We start from the raw sequence: 14,656 nt of genomic DNA, 5'->3' as shown, positions 1-14,656 counted from the left end.
TCGCATCGGATGACGATGTGACGGGGCCCGTCGCCATTTCCGGCGGGCTGTGCGAGGATTCGGCGCACCGTGATCGCAATACTGTCGGTCGGTATCTTCCTGGCGTAGCCTGAGCCGGGTTTTTGTGTCGAGAGAGGGACTTCCGTGCGCCGCAAGCTATTCGCCGCCGCTATGCTCGCCATCGTCGCAGCCACCGGGCTCACCGCCTGCGGCAGCAGCAGCGATCCGAACGTGCTGAAGGTCGGCACCGAAGGCACCTACTCGCCGTTCAGCTACCAGGGCTCCGACGGCAAGCTCACCGGCTACGACATCGAGGTGATCCAGGCGGTCGGCGACAAAATCGGCAAGAAGATCGAGTTCGTGCAGACGCCGTGGGACGCGATCTTCGCCGGTCTCGAGTCCAAGCGCTTCGACCTGGTCGCCAACCAGGTGTCGATCACCGACGAGCGCAAGGCCAAGTACGCCCTGTCGCAGTCCTACACCACCTCCGAGGGCGTGATCCTCACCCGCGCGGACAGCAACAACATCACTTCGCTCGGGGACCTGAACGGCAAGACCAGCGCGCAGTCGGCGACCAGTAACTGGGCCAAGGTCGCCCAGGGCGCGGGCGCGAAGGTCGAGGCGGTGGAGGGCTTCGTGCAGGCGGTCCAGTTGCTGAAGACCGGCCGCGTCGACGCGACCGTCAACGACAGCCTGGTCGCGCTCGACTACATCAAGAAGAACGGCGACACCGGCGTCAAGATCGCCGCCAAGGCCGGTGAGGTCAGCAACCAGGCGTTCGCCGCCCGCAAGAACGACGCGCTGATCGGCCAGGTGAACACCGCGCTGGACCAGCTGCGCGCGGACGGCACGCTGGCCAAGATCTCGGAAAAGTACTTCGGCACCGACGTCAGCAAGTAACCGTCCGTGGATCCCGCAACCAGGGAGCTGATCTGGCACAACCTGTGGCCGATGTTGCAGGCCACGATCGACAAGACCATCCCGCTCACCGCCATCAGCTTCGTCATCGGTCTGGTCATCGCGTTGTTCGTGGCGCTGGCGCGGATGTCACCGCTGTGGTTCCTCTCGGCGCCCGCCAGGTTCTACATCTCGATCATTCGGGGCACGCCGCTGCTGGTGCAGCTGTTCATCGTGTTCTATGCGCTGCCGCAGTTCGATATCGTCATCGATCCGTTCCCGGCAGCGGTGATCGCCTTCAGCCTCAATGTCGGCGGTTACGCCGCCGAGGTGGTGCGCGCCGCCATCCTGAGCGTCGCGGAAGGGCAGTGGGAGGCGGCCAAGGCGCTCGGCATGTCGTATGCGCAGGAGTTGCGGCTGATCATCCTGCCGCAGGCCGCGCGCATCGCCGTGCCGCCGCTGTCCAACACCCTCATCTCTCTGGTGAAGGACACCTCGCTGGCCTCGACCATCCTGGTGACCGAACTCCTGCGCACCGCGCAGCTGGCCGCGGCGCCCACCTTCGACTTCTTCGCTCTGTACGGCGTCGCCGCGTTGTATTACTGGGTGATCTGTCTGGTCCTCGGCTTCGGCCAGACCCGGCTGGAAACTCGGCTGTCCCGGCATGTCGCCCGCTGACGAGGCCCGTTTGTACTTTCCACTAAGCCTTCGTACATATTTTTCACCTAGCTTTCACCGAGGCCACAGCAGGCTAGGGGCACTACACGGGACTAGGCTCTACTCGTGATGCGACGGACGAAGATTGTGTGCACTCTCGGCCCAGCGACCGCTACCGAGGAACGTATTCGGGAACTCGTCGAGAGCGGCATGGATGTGGCGCGGCTGAATTTCAGCCATGGCGAGCACTCCGACCATGCCGAGAACTACAAGAAGGTGCGGCAGGCCTCGGACCATGTCGGCCGGGCGGTCGGCATTCTCGCGGACCTGCAGGGGCCGAAGATCCGGCTGGGCCGCTTCACAGAGGGCAAGACCGTATGGGCCAACGGTGAAGAGGTCCGCATAACCGTCGACGAGATCGATGGCACCCACGATCGCGTCTCCACTACCTACAAAGAGCTGGCCAAGGACGCCAAACCGGGCGACCGCCTGCTCATCGACGACGGCAAGGTCGGCGTCACCGTCATTCGGGTCGAGGGCAACGATGTCGTCTGCCGGGTGACCGAGGGCGGACCGGTCAGCAATAACAAGGGTGTCTCGCTGCCGGGGATGGACGTCTCCGTGCCCGCGCTGTCGGAGAAGGACATCGAGGACCTCGAATTCGCGCTCAAGCTCGGCGTGGACTTCATCGCGCTGTCCTTCGTGCGTTCACCCTCGGATGTCGAGTTGGTGCACGACGTGATGGACCGGGTCGGCCGCCGCGTTCCGGTGATCGGCAAGTTGGAGAAGCCGGAGGCCATCGACAATCTCGAGGCCATCGTGCTGGCCTTCGACGCGGTCATGGTCGCCCGCGGCGACCTCGGCGTCGAACTCCCGCTCGAGCAGGTGCCGATCGTGCAGAAGCGGGCCATCCAGATGGCTCGCGAGAATGCCAAGCCGGTCATCGTCGCCACCCAGATGCTGGAGTCGATGATCGAGAACTCCCGCCCGACCCGCGCCGAAGCCTCCGATGTTGCCAATGCGGTGCTCGACGGCGCCGATGCGGTGATGCTGTCGGGCGAGACCTCGGTCGGCGCGTATCCGATCGAGACGGTTCGCACCATGGCGCGCATCGTGCACGCGGTGGAGACCGAATCCACCCGGGTGCCACCGCTGACCCACGTGCCGCGCACCAAGCGCGGTGTCATCTCCTACGCCGCCCGCGATATCGGCGAGCGGCTCAATGCCAAGGCGCTGGTCGCCTTCACCCAGTCCGGCGATACGGTTCGCCGACTGGCGCGTCTGCACACCCCGCTGCCGTTGCTGGCGTTCACCCCCCTTCCCGAAGTGCGCAGCCAGCTGTCGCTCACCTGGGGCACCGAAACCTTCATCGTCCCGACGGTGGACAGCACCGATGCGATGATCCACCAGGTGGATGTAGCACTTCTGTCCATGGAGCGATACCAAAAAGGTGATCTGGTGGTAATCGTGGCAGGCTCCCCGCCCGGTACTGTCGGCTCCACCAATCTGATCCATGTGCACCGTATCGGTGAGGAGGACCATTAGCCGTGAGTGCTTCGCTAGGTGGTGCTGTCGGCCTTCGGGCCGCAGCGGGTACCGACCTCGGCGTGCTGCTCGGACTGCTCGATCTGGAACAGGTCGACGAGGATGTCTTCGTCGGCCAGCATCCGGAGAAGGTCTGGAGCCGCACGTTCGGCGGTCAGCTGGTTTCGCAGGCGATCATGGCGGCGGGACGGACGGTCGACGGCGACCGTCCGTTGCACGCCGTCAACGCGCATTTCGTGCGTGGTGGCGATGTGAAGAAGCCGATCGAATATCAGGTCGACCGCCACCGCGACGGACGCTCGCTGGCCAACCGCACGGTCACCGCGACCCAGGACGGTCAGGAGCTGTTCGTCATGCTCGCCGCGTTCCAGGATTGGGGCAAGGGGCTCGAGCACGCGCACGCCCAGCCGGAAGTGCCGGACCCGGAGACGCTGCCGCGCGTCGAGGAGAGCTTCGCGGGCTTGGAAGACAAGCTGGAAATGTTCGTCAAGGCGCCGCATCCGATCGATATGCGGTACACCAATGACCCGGCCTGGATCCTGAAGGGCACGGGGGAGCGGCTCAATCACAACCGCGTGTGGATGCGGGCCGATGGCAGGCTGCCCGACGATCCGCTGATTCACGTTGCGACGCTTGGCTATTCGTCCGACACCACGGTGCTCGATTCGATCATCACCACGCACGGCCTGTCCTGGGGTCTGGACCGCATCGTGGCCGCGACGATCAACCATTCGATCTGGTTCCACCGTCCGTTCCGCTTCGACGATTGGGCGCTCTACGCCACCGAATCCCCGGTGGCCGCTGGTTCGCGTGGGCTGGCCACGGGCCGATTCTTCTCCCGCAGCGGCGAATTGCTCGCCACCACGGTCCAGGAAGGCATTATCCGCCACTTCCCCGCACGGCGCTGATACCGCGAAACCGAGCGCAAATCATAGGGATTCGCGCTCGGTTTCGAAGTCGAAGCTGTCGCGGCGCTGCACTCGGATGGTTCGCGGGATCTCCGGATCCATTGGGCAGCTTGCTGTTTCCAACATCAGGCGCTTTTCCAGCGCGCTCAGGCTCGGTGCGGTCAGATCGCGCGGCGCGCCGACCAGGCTGAGTGCGATCTCATAGGTGCGTCTGGCGCCCTGCTCCTGGCCGGGATGCTCTACCCGCCACTGGGTTTCGAGTAGTAGGTGTTCCGGTGCGTCGGGCTCGACGGGCAGTGTGAAGCGCCAGGCGAAGACATCGCGGTCTTGGAGGTGGTCGTCCACCACCTCCCGCACCGAATCGACGACGCGATCGAGGGTTTCCGGTGTCACATAAACATGGAGCGAAACATCCGAAATTCGTTTCGGCATGTCTGATTCCTGTCGTGTGTCGAACCATCAACGGCGGAAGTTATTCCGCGCGCGAGTGTAATCCCTTTACCCGCTGATCGGACACCGGGCCCTGCGTGTCACCGGATCCGCTGGGCGGCAAGGAAGGCGGCCAGCGGCGCGGGACGCGCTCCGGGGGCCACCACGAGGCCGGGGCGTTCGTCCTCGTCCGGCCTTTGCTGTTCGTGCGGCGCCAACGCCAGCAGCAGCGGCACCAATGCCTCGGCGATGCGGTCGCCCACCTCGCAGAACGCGGCCTCCGACAGTCCGACCGGGTCGGCGATATTCTCCCGGCCGACGAGTGCGAGATCGTGGCGGGCGCTGTGCAGATCGGCGATCGTCTCGGCGCCGGTGACCTTGGCGATGCGATGCGCCTCCAAGAGGGTGAAGGTGCGCGATCCGGCACCGAACGCCATCTGCGCCGCCTGATCCCGGATCTGCTCGGTCATGGCGAGCACCAGATCCGCGCGGTCGATCAGCTCCGGCTTGAGTTTGCGTGCCCGGAAATGGTCGGCGCCCGCGCCGAGCCCCTCGATCGTCCGCGCGGCGAGCGGTTCGATCGGAAAGCCAACCAGCGCACGGGTTCCCGCACTCTCCGCGGTGAGCCCGGGCAGGTTGTATTCGACCGCTACGGCGCGGGTGAGCCGCTCGGCGATTACCGAACGGCAGACATTGCCGTTGCAGACGAACAGGACGTGCATGCGGATACGGTAGGCCGCGCACGGGCCGACCAGAAGGCTGTCCAGATCGAATCACAGCCCGCGGAACATATATTCATCTGCTGGTCAAGTGCCGTACACGAAGTACGCCCCGCTATTCGGATAGACGCTCGATACGCGTTGCCGCTAGGTGGTCGATCGGTAATCGAGGTCTGGGCGTCCTGCTGAAGGTACCCGGCGCGCGCGGTTTCAACCATCACAGTATTGCCACGGTTGGGGATCGGATTTACTCGGACTCCCCACGGTAGTAAGCGGATTCGGCGACGACCGGCGCCGTCTTGTCCGCTTCACCGTGTACCCGCCCTCGGGTCGTGAACATCCGGCCGCGCGAGGCCACGACGGGTGCGAACCGCGGTAGGCCGGAGGCGGCTTCCATATCGTCGTACATCGCGTCGATACCGCCACGCATGAAGTAGGCCTCGTGCCAGAACCCGGTCCCGCCGGAGTCGCGCAAGAACTTCTGCCACCAATCCCGATGCGGCGCAGAGCGTGTCCACTGTTCCAGCGAATCCAGATCGCGCCAATACTGCCGCGCCCCCCAATGCGGCGGAAACAGCGCCCAGATCACGTCCTCGTGCAGCAGCAGCCCGTCGGGCCGATCCTTGTGCGACCGATACAGTTTCGGGCCAAGACCGAGCAATCGCAGGATCCCGCGAGGCTTGCGCACGCGCATCCCGAGATAGATGACGACCAGATCCGGATATCCGGACAGATCGACAGTGGTCCTGTTCACCCGCATCGAGGCACCTCCGCATCGGGCCGCCCACTGCAAACCCTACGCCGGAAAAACGAGACAGCCCGCGCCCTAGTTCGATCGCCACCCGGGCGGGCCTCAGAGCGACGGCCCATGCTCTCCAACAGCATAGGCCGTCTGCCACTTGGTGCCGATTGTGGGACTCGAACCCACACGTCCTTTCGGACAACGGTTTTTGAGACCGTCGCGTCTGCCAGTTCCGCCAAATCGGCGCACCGGTGGAAAAGCATAGCGGGTCACTGTCGAAAATCACGAATGGGCTGGGTCAGAAGTGATCGACGCCCGGTTTGCGCAGGGTATATGGGTTGTATGCGGAACTGAAAGGTACTCTTTACATCACTCGACGGCGATTGTTGGGCGTTGGACCGGTGCCCGGACCGCGGCCACTCATTCGCATGTCGGGACACGGCATCGGAACCAGAGGGGTCTACCTATGAGCAACACAGCAGGGGGCGCCGGCACGAAGCGGGACGCCGGGGCGAAGCGGGTCGTCGTCGCGGAAGACGAAGCGCTCATCCGCATGGATCTGGTGGAGATGCTGACCGAAGAGGGCTATCAGGTCGTCGGTGAGGCGGGCGACGGCCAGCAGGCGGTGGATCTGGCGGTGGAGCATCGGCCGGATCTGGTCATCATGGATGTGAAGATGCCGCGACGCGACGGCATCGATGCCGCGGCCGAGATCGCATCGAAACGCGTTGCGCCGGTTGTGATTTTGACCGCATTCAGTCAGCGCGATCTGGTCGAGCGGGCGCGCGACGCCGGTGCGATGGCGTATCTGGTCAAGCCGTTCACGAAGTCGGATCTGGTGCCTGCCATCGAATTGGCGGCCAGCCGCTTCCACGAAATCACGGCACTGGAGAGCGAGGTCGCCAACCTGGCCGACCGCCTCGAGACGCGCAAGCTGGTCGAGCGGGCCAAGGGCGTGCTCATGCAGACCCAGGGGTTGTCGGAGCCGCAGGCATTCAAGTGGATTCAGCGCACGGCGATGGACCGCCGCACTACCATGAAGGCGGTAGCCGAGGTCGTGCTGGAAAATCTCGCCCCGAAGTAGGCCCGTCCTTGCGCCTCGGCCGTTCAAGGCCGGAAATTTTACTTTCCGGAAACCCGATCGCGATGAAAAATTCGAAACGAAGTCGATCGGATGATCCGAATGTGATGCGCAGCTAACGTACCAACGCTATGTTCTGACCGGGCTGACGTGGTCGGCCTCCTCGGAGGAGAGCCCGGGGGAGCACAGGACGTAGAGGTGAAACGTGCTTAGTTCGACATGGCGCAGTCGTTCGATGCGGGGCGCATTGGCCATCGGTGCCGCCGCCGCGCTCGTGCTGACGGGGTGTAGCGATAAATCGACCGACGGTGGTTCGGGCACCTCCGGCACCAGCGGCGCGGGCGGTCTGAAGATCCAGCCGGTCATGCAGATCGACGCCAACGGCAAGCAGGTGCCGAAGTCGGACAGCGCCTCGGCCGCCGACCCGGCGGGCGACGGTAAGGCCACCTGCCCTGCGGGCACCGCGATCGCCATGGCGGGCGCGCTCACCGGTCCGGACGCGGCCCTCGGCATCAATATCGTCGACGGCGTGAAGCTCGCGCTGGACAAGCACAACAAGGCCAACCCGGGCTGCAAGATCGAGCTCAAGCAGTTCGACACCGAGGGCGACCCGCAGAAGGCCACCCAGGTCATCCCGCAGATCGTCAACGACAAGTCGATCATCGGCCTGGTCGGTCCGGCGTTCTCCGGTGAGACGAAGGCGACCGGCAAGATCCTCAGCGACGCCGGCCTGGTCTCGACGACCGCCTCGGCCACCAATGAGACGCTGACCCAGAACGGCTGGACCAGCTTCTTCCGCGGCCTGGCCAATGACGGTGTGCAGGGTCCGTCGGTGGGCAAGTACCTGGTCAACACCGCAGGCTACAAGAAGGTCTGCGTCATCCAGGACAACACCGATTACGGCACCGGTCTGGCCAAGACGATCATCGAGGGCCTCGGTTCGGCCAACGACGCGTCCTGCAATGCCAGCATCAAGAAGGGCGACAAGGACTTCTCCGCCACGGTCACCAAGATCGCGAGCGCCGCGCCGGACGCCGTCTTCTACTCCGGCTACTACTCCGAGGGCGCCCCGCTGGCCCAGCAGCTGAAGTCCGGTGGCGTGAAGGCGGTCTTCGTCTCAGCCGACGGCACCAACGATCCGCAGTTCGTCGCCCAGGCCGGCAGCTCGGCCAAGGGTGCGGTGCTGTCCTGCCCGTGTGGTCCGGCGCCGGATAAGTTCACGGCGGATTACAAGGCGCTCAACGGCGCGGAGCCCGGTGTTTACTCGGTCGAGGGCTACGATCTGACCACGATCCTGGCCAAGGGCATCGATGGCGGCAAGCTGACCCGTCCCGACCTGCTGGAGTACGTGCGGTCCTACGACGGCCCCGGTCTTGCGCGGCAGTACAAGTGGAACGCGACCGGTGAACTGTCCAACGCACTGATCTGGATCTACGAGGTCAAGTAGCCCTAGACAATCCGCGCGGCGGCACGTACGGGGGTTCGTGGAATCCCCGTACGTGCCGCCGTGTCGGGTGGGCGAATGAATGAGGGCAAAAGACGAATGACATCAACGGCATTGGCCGGTGTAGCACAACTCGCCGGCGGTTCGATCGACTTCAACTACCACGGAGTGATCGATAACTTCTGGCGACTGACCGTCGACGGGGTGACCTACGGCTCAATCTATGCCTTGGTCGCCGTGGGCTATACCCTGGTCTACGGCGTATTGCGGCTGATCAACTTCGCCCATTCGGAAATATTCATGCTCGGCATGTTCGGCCAATTGGTCGGACTCATGCTGTTCGGATTCGTGGCGAATCCCGATGTGTACACCCAGGGCATCATCCTCACGGTCACCTATCTCGCGTTGGCGATGATCATCGGCATGCTGGTATCCGGTGGCGCCGCGGTCGGATTGGAGCGCGTGGCCTATCGGCCATTGCGCAAACGCGGGGCCAAACCGCTCAGCTTCCTCATCACGGCGATCGGTATGTCGTTCGTGATCCAGGAATTCGTGCACTTCATCCTGCCGAAGATCAATCCCAAACTCGGCGGCACCAATGCGCAGCAGCCGATCAAGCTGGTCGAGCCGAGCGTGCAGTTCAGTTTCTTCGGCGCCGAAGTCGACAACATCAAACTTCTGATCGTGCTCGCGGCGATCGCGCTGGCGATCGTGACCGAGGTGCTGATCAACCGGACCAAATTCGGACGCGGCATCCGTGCCGTCGCCCAGGATCCCGATACCGCGACGCTGATGGGCGTTTCGCGGGAGCGGGTCATCATGTTGACCTTCTTCATCGGCGGTGTACTCGCCGGTGCGGCAGCGCTGCTGTATGCGATCAAGATCCCGCAGGGCATCATCTACTCCGGCGGATTCATCCTGGGCATCAAGGCATTCAGCGCCGCGGTGCTCGGCGGCATCGGCAATCTGCGCGGTGCACTGCTCGGCGGCATCCTGCTCGGTGTGGTGGAACAGTACGGCCAGTCGCTGCTCGGGTCGGAGTGGCGCGATGTCGTCGCGTTCGTCGTGCTGGTGCTGGTGCTGATGGTGCGCCCGACCGGCATCCTCGGTGAGAGTCTCGGGAGGGCCCGCGCATGACCGACTCGACCAAAACCCCGGACTCGGTACCCGAGACGACCAAGGCGGCCCCGCCCAAACACGGTGTCGGAGACGCGATTCGGACCTGGTGGGACGGCCTGAGCCGCCCCGCGCAATGGGGTGTCGGCGTGCCGATCCTCATTCTGCTCGCACTGCTTCCACTGTTCCCGCCGCCGCTGCTGGATACTCCCGGCTACAACTTCGGTCTGGTCATGGCGCAGGTCGCGATGTACGCGCTGATCGCCATCGGCCTGAATGTCGTTGTCGGGCAAGCGGGTCTGCTCGACCTCGGCTATGTCGGCTTCTACGCCATCGGCGCGTATACGGTCGGCCTGCTCACCAGTCCGAACAGTCCGTGGAATCAGACCGACGGCGGCTGGCTGAATCCGACCTGGGCCTGGATGGCCTGTCTGCCGATCGCGGTCGCGGTGACGGCCATCTCCGGCATCATCCTCGGCACCCCGACGCTGCGGCTGCGCGGTGACTATCTGGCGATCGTGACCCTGGGCTTCGGTGAGATCGTGCGGCTGCTCGCCGACAATCTCTCCGATATCACCAATGGCAGCCTGGGTTTGTCCGGTGTCGCCTTCCCGCATGTCGGCGAATCCGCCAGCAAGCCGGAGGGTGTGTTCTCCGGGGGTAACAGCGGCAATGCCGACAGCGCCAATCTGCTCGACCGAGCCAGTTACGGCACCTGGTGGTACTGGTTCGCGATGGTGCTGGTGATCATCGTGCTGCTGATCGTCGGCAATCTGGAACGCAGCCGGGTCGGGCGCGCCTGGGTGGCCATTCGCGAGGACGAGGACGCCGCCGAGATCATGGGCGTGCCGACCTTCAAATTCAAGCTGTGGGCCTTCCTGATCGGTGCTGCCGTCGGCGGCATGTCCGGTGCGATCTACGCCGGTCAGGTGCAGTTCATCAATCCGACCGGGTTCAACATCATCAACTCGATGCTGTTCCTGTGCGCGGTCGTCATCGGCGGTCAGGGCAATAAGCTCGGAGTCATCTTCGGCGCGTTCATCATCGCCTATCTGCCCGCGCGGCTGCAGTCGGTGAAATTGGTGAGCAACGAATCCACCGGGTACATCCTGTTGGCGATCGACGTGCTGGTCTTCGTCGGATTGGTCCTCGTGTGGAAGTACAAGGGCGACAGTCTGAGTGCGTGGCCGCGGCGCGGCTGCATCCTCGGCATGGTGGTTACCGGCGTCTTGGGTGCACTGTTGCTCGGCAGCGTGCTGCTGTTCCGGGTCGGCGGTGCGCAGTCCCTCGGTGACCTCAAGTACATGTACTTCGGAATTACCTTGGTGGTCATGATGATTCTGCGGCCACAGGGTCTGTTCCCGGTGCGGCAGAAGCTGCTGACCTTCGGTAGGCAGGTGTATCAGGCCGTGCGCAAACCGGGTGAGCGCGAATTGATCGGAGCAGGACGATGACCGGGCCAGGCGCGGGTGACGCCCTGTTCGACAACGAGGATATGGCCGCCGGTTACGCGGCACCACCCGAGGTCGAGAGCGCGGGCGAGGTCGATGTCACCGCCGTGATCCCGGTGCTCGCCGATGCCGATGTGGTCGCGGATGTGGTTGCGCCGCACCGCGATATCGAGACCGCGGTGGGCGCGCCGCTACTGCGGACCGATGAGCTCACGGTGCAGTTCGGCGGTCTGACCGCATTGGACAAGGTCAGTTTCGAGATTCGCCGCGGTGAAATCCTCGGACTGATCGGACCGAATGGCGCGGGCAAGACCACCTGCTTCAACGCGATCACCGGTGTCTACAAACCGGCCTCGGGTCTGGTGTATTTCGACGGCAAACCGCTGACGAAGACCAAGCGCAATGAGATCACCCGGCTCGGTATCGCCCGCACCTTCCAGAATGTGCGGCTCTTCGGCGAGATGACCGCGCTGGAGAACGTGGTGGTAGGCACCGACGCCAGACATAAGACCTCGGTACCCGGTGCGATCTTTCGCACCCCGCGGCACCGCAGCGAGGAGAAGGACGCGATCGAGCGCGGCATGGCCCTGCTCGAATTCGTCGGAATCGCGCCGCGTGCGGTGGAGAAGGCGCGCAATCTCTCCTACGGCGATCAGCGCCGATTGGAGATCGCCCGCGCGCTGGCCACCGAGCCGAAACTGCTCTGCCTGGACGAACCCGCCGCCGGGTTCAATCCGAGCGAGAAATCGGCGCTGATGGATCTGATCCGCAAGATCCGCGACGACGGGTTCACCGTGCTGTTGATCGAGCACGATATGCGCCTTGTCATGGGTGTCACGGACCGGATCGTGGTGCTGGAGTTCGGTCGCAAGATCGCCGATGGGCTGCCCGCGGATATCCGCGACAACCCGGATGTGATCGCGGCGTATCTCGGCGTGCCCGATGCCGAGGCCGCGGCGGCCGAAAAGGCCACCGCGGTAACCGAGGTGATCGAACCGGAACAGCCCGTCGGCGAATCGACTCCGGCCGGTGGCGAGCATCGCAAAGCGGAGCCGCGCGACTTCAGTGCGGCGCCGCCGCTGCTCGAGGTCGACGATATGGTCGTCAACTACGGCAGAATCCAAGCGCTGCACGGGGTTTCGCTCCGTGTCGCCGAAGGTGAGCTGGTAACCCTGCTCGGCGCCAACGGCGCGGGGAAGACCACCACCATGCGCGCGCTGTCCGGGTTGCTGCCGCTGATCCGCGGCAAGATCAGGTTCGAGGGTCGCGACATCACCCAGATGAAGGCACACGAGCGGGTGACGCACGGGTTGATCCAGGCGCCGGAGGGCCGGGGTGTCTTCCCTGGTATGACGGTCCAGGAAAACCTCGATATGGGTTGCTACGGAAGGGCTTTCAAGCAGAAGGCGGAGTACGGCCAGACGCTGGAGTGGGTCTTCGAGCTGTTCCCGCGGTTGTCCGAGCGGCGCAAGCAGGTCGGCGGCACGCTCTCCGGCGGTGAGCAGCAGATGCTGGCCATCGGCCGCTCGCTCATGGCCCGTCCGCGTCTGCTGCTGCTCGATGAACCCTCGATGGGCTTGGCGCCCATGGTGATTCAGCAGATCTTCCGGATCATCAGCGAGATCAACCAGCAGGGCACAACGGTGCTGTTGGTCGAGCAGAATGCCCAGCAGGCGCTCACCCGCAGCGATCGCGCCTACATCCTGGAAACCGGTGAGGTCACCAAGAGCGGTATCGGTGGGGATCTGCTCACCGACCCCGCCGTGAAGTCGGCTTACCTCGGCGTGGGCTGAAAAGTCGGACCTGTCCGTGGCCGCCTTCAGGCATGATGACGGGATGTGCACGGCGAAGGCCGAGCTGGCGCTCGGTCTTCGCCATGCACCTCAGACGCTGGCCTGCGTTGGGCGCTGGCGCGCCCATTGACCACTACAGGAGGAATGGCGCTGTGGACGGGCATGACGAACTGACGAATCTGGCCGACCGCTACTGGGACAGTGTGCTGGCGGCAGCACCGAGCACAGCCACCTTGCTGGGCGACCACCGCTTCGACGACCGCGTCGAGGATCGCTCGCCCGAGGCCGAACAGCGATTGCTCGCGACCTTGCGCGAGTTGCGTGATCAGGTCGTCGATCTCGACGCCGCAGAGCTCGACGGAACCGACCGGGTCACCCGCGGTCTGCTGCGCACCGAACTGGATACGGCCATCGATAATCTGGCGTGGCGACCGACCGAACTGGCATCGGACCAGATGGACGGTGTGCACGCGGGCATGCTCATGATGGCCACCCAGACCAAGGCGCCGGAGCCCGAACACGCGCACGCCCTGGTCCGGCGATATCGCCAGTTCGGCACGCTGTTCGACCAGGCGGTCCAGCAGTTCCGCAACGGCCTGGCCGCAGGCCGCGCGCCCGCGCGCATCACCATCGAACGCTCGCTCAACCAGCTGGATGGCTACCTGGCCTCCGATATCGCCGCCGATCCGTTCGTCACCTTCGCCGGACCGGCGGACTGGGACGGGGCAGCCGCCTGGCGTGCCGACCTCACCGAGGTTGCCCGCGAGGTGATTCGCCCGGCCTTCCAGCGCTATCGAAACGTACTGGCCGACGAATTGCGGCCCGCCGCCCGTCCGGATGACAAATGTGGCCTGTGCTGGCTCGGTGCCGACGGCGAGGACATCTACCAGCGGCAGCTGCGCCGCCACACCACCCTGCCCGATCTCGGCGCGAACGAGATCCACGAACTCGGTCTCTCCGAATTGGCGCTGTTGCGTGCGGAATACGCCGCGGTCGGGACCCGGCTTTTCGGTACTGCCGATACCGCCGAAATCTTCACTCGCCTGCGCCGGGATACCGAACTGCGTTACGCCAATGGCGAGGAGATCATGGCCGATGCGCAGCGCGCGCTCGGCGCGGCGGTCGCGGAGATGGGCAACTGGTTCGGCCGCCTGCCCAAGGAATCCTGCGATATCGTCCCGGTGCCGGAATTCCTGGCCGCGGATGCGCCTGCGGCCTACTACTTTCCGCCCGCCGCGGACGGATCCAGGCCCGGCACCTACTTCGTGAACCAGCACGAACCCACCGGCCGCAGCCGCTACGAGACGGCGGCGGTGGCCTATCACGAGGCGATTCCGGGGCATCACCTGCAACTCACCATCGCCAATGAACTCGATCAGCTGCCGCGATTCCAACGGCAGTCCTTCGCGAATACCGCCTTCGTCGAGGGCTGGGCGCTCTACACCGAACGACTTGCCGACGAAATGGGTTTGTACGAAGACGATTTGGCGCGCGTCGGCATGCTGGCCGCCGATTCGTGGCGCTCGTGCCGACTCGTCGTCGACACCGGAATCCACGCCAAGGGCTGGAGTCGTCAGCAAGCCATCGACTTCATGGTGGCCAACGCACCGGTCGGGCTGACCGAGATCGAGGTCGAGATCGACCGCTATATCGCGATCCCCGGTCAGGCCGTGGCCTATAAGGTCGGTCAGCTCGAGATTCGTCGGCAACGTCGGCAGGCCGCCGAGCGGCTCGGTGCCGCTTTCGACATCAAGGCCTTCCACGATGTGGTGCTCGGCTCCGGCTCGGTCAGCCTGCCGGTGCTGCGCGAACTTGTGGCCACACTGTGACCCGCTGAGCGGCTCCTCGAGTTGCGTACCGATGTGGGCGGAGTT

The 14,656-nt window shown here is 64.6% G+C and carries 13 protein-coding genes, 1 tRNA gene and 1 pseudogene; 11 read left to right on the top strand and 4 right to left on the bottom strand.

Going from position 1 to position 14,656, the window contains the following annotated elements:
* The first annotated feature begins 171 nt into the window (after positions 1-171).
* The 4 genes from ACQPZ2_RS31835 to ACQPZ2_RS31820 all read left to right on the top strand — a co-directional run bounded on the left by ACQPZ2_RS31835 (position 172) and on the right by ACQPZ2_RS31820 (position 4,007).
* A complete protein-coding gene (locus ACQPZ2_RS31835) occupies positions 172-900 on the top strand; it encodes an amino acid ABC transporter substrate-binding protein (protein ID WP_433521825.1) in 729 nt (242 codons plus the stop codon).
* A gap of 6 nt (positions 901-906) precedes the next feature.
* A complete protein-coding gene (locus ACQPZ2_RS31830; protein ID WP_329406399.1) occupies positions 907-1,575 on the top strand; it encodes an amino acid ABC transporter permease in 669 nt (222 codons plus the stop codon).
* A 105-nt stretch (positions 1,576-1,680) separates the two neighbouring features.
* The gene (gene pyk, locus ACQPZ2_RS31825; RefSeq protein ID WP_433521824.1) at positions 1,681-3,099 is read left to right on the top strand and encodes a pyruvate kinase; all 1,419 of its coding nucleotides are present in this window, start codon (positions 1,681-1,683) and stop codon (positions 3,097-3,099) included.
* A gap of 2 nt (positions 3,100-3,101) precedes the next feature.
* Positions 3,102-4,007 carry an acyl-CoA thioesterase gene (locus tag ACQPZ2_RS31820; RefSeq protein WP_433521823.1) on the top strand — a complete coding sequence of 302 codons (906 nt, stop codon included), beginning with the start codon at positions 3,102-3,104 and terminating at the stop codon, positions 4,005-4,007.
* Between the two features lie 21 nt (positions 4,008-4,028).
* On the opposite strand, the gene ACQPZ2_RS31815 is transcribed toward ACQPZ2_RS31820, so the two are convergent.
* The 4 genes from ACQPZ2_RS31815 to ACQPZ2_RS31800 form a co-directional block, all read right to left on the bottom strand.
* Positions 4,029-4,439: a hypothetical protein gene (locus tag ACQPZ2_RS31815; protein WP_387295598.1), complete on the bottom strand. Its 411-nt coding sequence runs from the start codon at positions 4,437-4,439 to the stop codon at positions 4,029-4,031.
* A gap of 98 nt (positions 4,440-4,537) precedes the next feature.
* Positions 4,538-5,158 (bottom strand): low molecular weight phosphatase family protein, encoded by a 621-nt coding sequence (locus ACQPZ2_RS31810; RefSeq protein WP_433521822.1) that lies wholly within the window; start codon positions 5,156-5,158, stop codon positions 4,538-4,540.
* A gap of 244 nt (positions 5,159-5,402) precedes the next feature.
* Complete coding sequence (locus ACQPZ2_RS31805; protein WP_433521821.1) at positions 5,403-5,915, bottom strand: monooxygenase family protein; 513 nt, start codon at positions 5,913-5,915, stop codon at positions 5,403-5,405.
* A gap of 140 nt (positions 5,916-6,055) precedes the next feature.
* A tRNA-Leu gene (locus tag ACQPZ2_RS31800) sits at positions 6,056-6,142 on the bottom strand.
* 221 nt (positions 6,143-6,363) lie between these two features.
* Between ACQPZ2_RS31800 and ACQPZ2_RS31795 the strand changes: the two genes are divergently transcribed.
* The 7 genes and pseudogenes from ACQPZ2_RS31795 (at position 6,364) to ACQPZ2_RS31765 (ending at position 14,611) form a co-directional block, all read left to right on the top strand.
* The gene (locus ACQPZ2_RS31795; protein WP_040688928.1) at positions 6,364-6,981 is read left to right on the top strand and encodes an ANTAR domain-containing response regulator; all 618 of its coding nucleotides are present in this window, start codon (positions 6,364-6,366) and stop codon (positions 6,979-6,981) included.
* A 232-nt stretch (positions 6,982-7,213) separates the two neighbouring features.
* Positions 7,214-8,425, top strand: a complete 1,212-nt coding sequence (locus tag ACQPZ2_RS31790; RefSeq protein WP_364483917.1) for a branched-chain amino acid ABC transporter substrate-binding protein — start codon at positions 7,214-7,216, stop codon at positions 8,423-8,425.
* 96 nt (positions 8,426-8,521) lie between these two features.
* Positions 8,522-9,559, top strand: a complete 1,038-nt coding sequence (locus ACQPZ2_RS31785) for a branched-chain amino acid ABC transporter permease (protein WP_040688934.1) — start codon at positions 8,522-8,524, stop codon at positions 9,557-9,559.
* Positions 9,556-10,992 (top strand): branched-chain amino acid ABC transporter permease, encoded by a 1,437-nt coding sequence (locus ACQPZ2_RS31780; RefSeq protein ID WP_433521820.1) that lies wholly within the window; start codon positions 9,556-9,558, stop codon positions 10,990-10,992. Before ACQPZ2_RS31785 ends, ACQPZ2_RS31780 begins: the two co-directional genes overlap by 4 nt.
* Positions 10,989-11,939 (top strand): annotated as a pseudogene (locus ACQPZ2_RS31775) (ABC transporter ATP-binding protein); the annotation flags it as partial. The gene ACQPZ2_RS31780 and the pseudogene ACQPZ2_RS31775, both read left to right, overlap by 4 nt.
* 147 nt (positions 11,940-12,086) lie before the next feature.
* Positions 12,087-12,782, top strand: coding sequence for an ABC transporter ATP-binding protein (locus ACQPZ2_RS31770; RefSeq protein WP_433527574.1), 696 nt, complete (start codon positions 12,087-12,089; stop codon positions 12,780-12,782).
* A gap of 152 nt (positions 12,783-12,934) precedes the next feature.
* Positions 12,935-14,611, top strand: coding sequence for a DUF885 domain-containing protein (locus ACQPZ2_RS31765; RefSeq protein WP_433521819.1), 1,677 nt, complete (start codon positions 12,935-12,937; stop codon positions 14,609-14,611).
* Positions 14,612-14,656 lie beyond the last annotated feature (45 nt).

The organism is Nocardia pseudovaccinii (genome assembly GCF_050942345.1).
GTDB classification, from domain to species: domain Bacteria; phylum Actinomycetota; class Actinomycetes; order Mycobacteriales; family Mycobacteriaceae; genus Nocardia; species Nocardia pseudovaccinii.
This window is presented reverse-complemented; position numbering and strand designations above follow the sequence as displayed.

What these genes read in the sequence shown, in the direction of transcription:
- ACQPZ2_RS31770 (WP_433527574.1), top strand. Translation starts at nt 12,087, where the DNA reads ATGGTCGTCAACTACGGCAGAATCCAAGCGCTGCACGGGGTTTCGCTC.
- ACQPZ2_RS31780 (WP_433521820.1), top strand. Translation starts at nt 9,556, where the DNA reads ATGACCGACTCGACCAAAACCCCGGACTCGGTACCCGAGACGACCAAG.
- ACQPZ2_RS31815 (WP_387295598.1), bottom strand. Translation starts at nt 4,439, where the DNA reads ATGCCGAAACGAATTTCGGATGTTTCGCTCCATGTTTATGTGACACCG.
- ACQPZ2_RS31835 (WP_433521825.1), top strand. Translation starts at nt 172, where the DNA reads ATGCTCGCCATCGTCGCAGCCACCGGGCTCACCGCCTGCGGCAGCAGC.
- ACQPZ2_RS31805 (WP_433521821.1), bottom strand. Translation starts at nt 5,915, where the DNA reads ATGCGGGTGAACAGGACCACTGTCGATCTGTCCGGATATCCGGATCTG.
- ACQPZ2_RS31785 (WP_040688934.1), top strand. Translation starts at nt 8,522, where the DNA reads ATGACATCAACGGCATTGGCCGGTGTAGCACAACTCGCCGGCGGTTCG.
- ACQPZ2_RS31790 (WP_364483917.1), top strand. Translation starts at nt 7,214, where the DNA reads ATGCGGGGCGCATTGGCCATCGGTGCCGCCGCCGCGCTCGTGCTGACG.
- ACQPZ2_RS31795 (WP_040688928.1), top strand. Translation starts at nt 6,364, where the DNA reads ATGAGCAACACAGCAGGGGGCGCCGGCACGAAGCGGGACGCCGGGGCG.
- ACQPZ2_RS31810 (WP_433521822.1), bottom strand. Translation starts at nt 5,158, where the DNA reads ATGCACGTCCTGTTCGTCTGCAACGGCAATGTCTGCCGTTCGGTAATC.